Genomic DNA, 4,744 nt, shown 5'->3' with positions numbered 1-4,744 from the left:
GAATCCGCACGGCCGGCCGCTCCCGGCCCCGGCGCGGCACGCGGGGCGCATCCGGTTGCGCCCGGCATCGTCAGCGTGGAGTACGACGATCCTTCCCGCTTCAGCGATGCCCGAATGGGCCCGCACGAGTCCGACCGCGCGCGCCGGGCGTGGGTCGATGCCCTGTGCCAGCACCTGTCCGAACGCGCGGCCGCCGCGCTGCCCGATGGCGAGCGGCTGGCGGTGCGCATCACCGACGTGCAGCGCGCGGGCGGGTTCGAGCCCGGGCGCGGCGCGCAGCTGGCGCAGGTGCGCATCGTGCGCGACGTGTATCCGCCGCGCATCGACCTGGAGTTCCAGCGGACGGCGGCCGATGGCCGCGTGCTGCAGTCCGGTCGCCGCGAGCTGCGCGATCCGTCGTTCCTGTCCCGCGCGGGGCGGGGCGGCAGCGATCCGCTGCGGTATGAAAAGGCGCTGCTCGACGACTGGGTGCGCCAGGACATCGGGGCGCCGGCGCCGCAGTGATGCAGCGCGGGCGGTTCCCCGTTGCGCTGCCTGCGCGGGTCAGCGGCCGGGCCCGACGACCGCCGGGTCCTTCAGTGCCGTGTTGATCCGGTCGATGTAGGCGCTGGCGTTGGCATTGCCCGGATCGGGGTTGCCCGACACGTAGTACGCCAGCCCCTGCTGCAGGCCGCCGTGGTCGGCCACGCGCTGTGCCAGGTTGGATGCCGCCATGCGCAACTGCGTCGTCACGCTGCCCTGGTATTGCTCGGTGGAGACCTTCTGGCCGCCGACCCGTTCGTTTCCGGGGCCGCCGTCCGCCCATTCGCGGCCGTCCAGGAACTTGCGGGAAATCTGCCCCAGGCCGATGGAGGTGTTGTTCTCGCCGGCACGGCCCAGGTCGCCTTCCAGCTTCATGGCGCCCTGAAAGCCCTTGGAGAAGGCGTTGGATTCCACCTCCAGCTGGGCGCGGAACACGTTGGGGTCGAGGCCGTATTCCCTGGCCGTGGCATCGGCCGCCTTGCCGAAGTCCGCCTGGGTCTGGATCTGCGCGTCCTTTTGCGACTCGTCGCCGCGCAGCACCGGCTCGAATTTCGGGTGGACCTTGCCCGCGCCTTCCGCCACGCTCTGCGTGCCGAAGTCGTTGCCTGCCGTGCCGCTGCCGGGAATGGCCGGGCTGGTAGAGGGCGCTGGTGCCGGGACCGTGTCGGCGGTGCCGTCGTGCGTTGGCGTGGGAGCCGGAGCGCCCGAGGGGGGGCTGGCCGGACCGGCGGACGGGCTGGGTGCCGGGCCAGGTGATGGACTGGGTGACGCGCTGGGGGGGGCGCTGGGGGGTGCGCTCGCGGGGCTGGAGGCCGGGGTGCCGCCGGGCTGGCTGGACGGCGCGTCGTCTTTCTTGCCCAGCTTCTCCAGCAGGCTGACGAGCAGCATTTCCAGGACCTTTTTGATCAGATCCTGCTGCAGGGTGGTGCTCTGGCCGCCCTGGAGCCAGGCGTTGGGCTGCGTGTGGGAGATGGACTGGATCGGCATGGACATGCCTCGCAACAATGGAGAGGCTTTCACTGTTGCGCCAGTCCCGGAGATTGCGCACGCGCATCCGAAGCGCTGCACCGGCGAACGAAACGCGGCGCAGGCTGCCGTAGGCGCGCTACCATCGCGCCGCCCCCACTCCAAGGACGCCACATGACCACCGAAGCCCTGCTGGCCTATGCCCATTTCCTGGCCATTCTCACCATGGTCACCTTCCTGGCCAGCGAAGCCGCGCTGTGCCGCCCGGCCTGGCTGAACGCGGCCGCGGTGGAGCGGCTGGCGCAACTGGACCGGTTCTATGGCATCGCGGCCCTGGCCGTGCTGGCCACGGGGCTGGCCCGCGTCGGCTGGGGCATCAAGGGTGCGCAGTGGTATGGAATGCAGCCGCTGCTGCATGTGAAGGTGGGGCTCTTCGTGGTGGTCGGGCTGATCTCCATCGCGCCCACCCTGCGGTTCCTGCGCTGGCGCAAGGCCCTGCGCGCCACGGGCGCGCTGCCGGACGAGGCGGCGATCCGCAGCACCCGGCGCCTGGTCATGATCGAGGCGCACCTGCTGGTGCTGATCCCGCTGGCGGCCACGTTCCTCGCGCGGGGCGTCGGCACCCGCTGAACGCCCCGCGCCCAGCAAAAAAGCCCCGCAATGCGGGGCTTTTTAACGAAAGGCGGGCCGGTGGCCGGATCAGGCGGCGGGCTTGTTGCTCAGGCACTGCTTCATGAAGGCCTTGCGCTCGTCGCCCTTGAGCGCCTTGGTCTTGGCGTCGGCGTTGCAGGTGGTCATCTTGCCCTGCTGGGCGGCCTGCTTGTCGGCGCTGAGGCAGTCCTTCATGAAGGCCTTGCGTTCGTCGCCCTTGAGTGCCTTGGTCTTGGCATCGGCGTTGCAGGTGGCCATCTTGCTCTGTTGAGCAGTGGGGGCCTTGGCCGGCGCGGAGGCGGCGGCTGCGGGGGCATCGGCGGCATGCGCCGTGGCGAAGGAGAGGGCGAGGCCGGCGGCGGCCACCACGGAGAGCAGATTCTTCATGTCGTATTCCTGCAAAAAGTGGATAGGAAGCCCCCCGTCGACGCGCACCCCGCGAGGCTGTTCAGCATAACGTCATGGCCGAAAGTTTGGATGACGGGCGGCCCGTAGAATCGCCGCATGCTCTCCGTCAAACAGGAATTGCTCGCGGCGCTCGCCGGCGAGCTGGAAAAATTGTCGCCCGGCGCTGCCGGGCGTGCTGCTTTTGAATCCCCCAAGGTGGCCGCGCACGGCGATTTCGCCTGCACCGCCGCCATGCAGCTGGCCAAGGCCGCCAGGCAGAACCCCCGGCAACTGGCCGAAACGCTGCGCGAGGCCCTGCTGGCCACGCCGGCCTTCGGCCGCTGGGTCGAGGCGCTGGAGATCGCGGGCCCCGGCTTCATCAACATCCGCCTGAAGCCCGCCGCCAAGCAGGAAGTGGTGCGCGAGGTGCTGGCCGCCGGCGAGCGCTTCGGGCAACAGCCGGACAACGGCCGGAAGGTGCTGGTCGAGTTCGTCTCGGCCAACCCCACGGGCCCGCTGCACGTGGGCCACGGCCGCCAGGCGGCCCTGGGCGATGCGATCTGCAACCTCTTCGCCACGCAGGGCTGGAAGGTGCACCGCGAGTACTACTACAACGATGCAGGCGTGCAGATCCATACGCTCACGCACAGCACGCAGCTGCGCGCCAAGGGCTTCAAGCCCGGCGACGACTGCTGGCCCACCGACCCCGAGAATCCCGCCAGCAAGGGTTTCTACAACGGCGACTACATCCAGGACATCGCCAACGACTTCCTCGCGAAGAAGACGGTGCAGGCCACCGACCGCGCCTTCACGGCCAGCGGCGACGTGGAGGATGTGGAGTCGATCCGCAACTTCGCGGTGGCCTACCTGCGCCACGAGCAGGACAAGGACCTGCAGGCCTTCAACCTGAAGTTCGACGAGTACTACCTGGAGTCGAGCCTGTACACCAGCGGCCGCGTCGAGGCCACGGTGAACCGGCTGGTCGCCAACGGCAAGACCTACGAGCAGGACGGCGCGCTGTGGCTCCAATCCACCGACTACGGTGACGACAAGGACCGCGTGATGCGCAAGCAGGACGGCTCGTACACGTACTTCGTGCCCGACGTGGCCTACCACATCTCCAAATGGGAGCGCGGCTACACCAAGGTCGTCAACATCCAGGGCACGGACCACCACGGCACCATCGCCCGCGTGCGCGCCGGCCTGCAGGCCGCCGACGTGGGCATTCCGCAGGGCTACCCCGACTACGTGCTGCACACCATGGTGCGCGTGGTCAAGGGCGGCGAAGAGGTCAAGATCGGCAAGCGCGCCGGCAGCTACGTGACGCTGCGCGACCTGATCGAATGGACCAGCAAGGATGCCGTGCGCTTTTTCCTGCTGAGCCGCAAGCCCGACACCGAATACACCTTCGACGTCGATCTGGCCGTGGCGCAGAACAACGACAACCCGGTGTACTACGTGCAGTACGCGCATGCGCGCATCTGCTCTGTGCTGCGCAGCTGGGCCGAGCAGGGCGGCGGCGATGTGGCGTCCCTCCAGGGCGTGGACCTGTCCGCGCTCGAAGGCCCGCAGGCCCAGGCGCTGATGCTGCAATTGGCCAAATACCCCGAAATGCTCACCGCCGCGACCGAAGGCGAGGCGCCGCACGACGTCACTTTTTACCTGCGCGACCTGGCCGCGAGCTACCACAGCTACTACGACGCCGAGCGCATCCTGGTGGACGACGAAGCCGTCAAGCGCGCGCGCCTGGCGCTCGTCGCCGCCACCGCACAGGTATTGCACAATGGCCTGGCCGTGCTGGGCGTATCGGCGCCAGCCAGAATGTGAGTGTTTACGGATATGACAAAACAGCAACGTGGGGGCACCGCCATCGGCTTCATCCTCGGGGTGGTCGTGGGCCTGGGGGCGGCGCTGGGCGTGGCCGTGTATGTGACCAAGGTGCCGGTGCCCTTCCTCAACAAGGGCGGTGCGCGCAATGCCGACCAGGACGCCGCCGAATCCCAGAAGAACAAGAACTGGGATCCGAATTCGCCGCTGTACGGCAAGAACCCGGCGCGCCCGCCCGTGCCCGCCAGCTCGACGCCCGCGGTGGCCGGTGTCGCACCGGCCCCTGCGAGCAACGCTTCGGTGCCCGCCGCCGTGGCCGCCGCTTCGGCGCCTCGGGGTGCCGCCAGCAAGCCGGCCGCCTCGTCCGATCCGCTGGGCGATCTGGCCAAGG

The 4,744-nt window shown here is 69.2% G+C and carries 5 protein-coding genes and 1 pseudogene; 4 read left to right on the top strand and 2 right to left on the bottom strand.

Annotation, left to right across the window (positions count from 1 at the left end):
* A partial coding sequence (locus tag AC27IO_RS20570; RefSeq protein ID WP_498740502.1) for a DUF3016 domain-containing protein occupies positions 1 to 504 on the top strand: 504 nt, incomplete at its 5' end.
* Between the two features lie 39 nt (positions 505 to 543).
* Here AC27IO_RS20570 and AC27IO_RS20565 read toward each other — a convergent pair.
* Positions 544 to 1,509, bottom strand: a complete 966-nt coding sequence (locus tag AC27IO_RS20565) for an FmdB family transcriptional regulator (protein ID WP_498740501.1) — start codon at positions 1,507 to 1,509, stop codon at positions 544 to 546.
* 153 nt (positions 1,510 to 1,662) lie between these two features.
* Here AC27IO_RS20565 and AC27IO_RS20560 point away from each other — a divergent pair, with 153 nt between their 5' ends.
* Entirely contained in the window at positions 1,663 to 2,118 is a 456-nt protein-coding gene (locus AC27IO_RS20560; RefSeq protein ID WP_284394754.1) for a DUF2214 family protein, read from the top strand.
* Positions 2,119 to 2,187: 69 nt separating this feature from the next.
* Here the strand turns inward: AC27IO_RS20560 and AC27IO_RS20555 are convergent, their stop codons facing one another.
* Positions 2,188 to 2,526, bottom strand: a complete 339-nt coding sequence (locus tag AC27IO_RS20555) for a PsiF family protein (RefSeq protein WP_284406653.1) — start codon at positions 2,524 to 2,526, stop codon at positions 2,188 to 2,190.
* A 117-nt stretch (positions 2,527 to 2,643) separates the two neighbouring features.
* Between AC27IO_RS20555 and argS the strand changes: the two genes are divergently transcribed.
* Positions 2,644 to 4,353, top strand: coding sequence for an arginine--tRNA ligase (gene argS / locus AC27IO_RS20550; RefSeq protein ID WP_498740499.1), 1,710 nt, complete (start codon positions 2,644 to 2,646; stop codon positions 4,351 to 4,353).
* Between the two features lie 12 nt (positions 4,354 to 4,365).
* Positions 4,366 to 4,744: pseudogene (locus AC27IO_RS20545) on the top strand (SPOR domain-containing protein); the annotation flags it as partial.

Source organism: Acidovorax sp. KNOB132 (genome assembly GCF_057541515.1).
The sequence above is the reverse complement of the archived record's forward strand: the minus strand, read 5'-3'. Positions and strand labels throughout refer to the sequence as shown.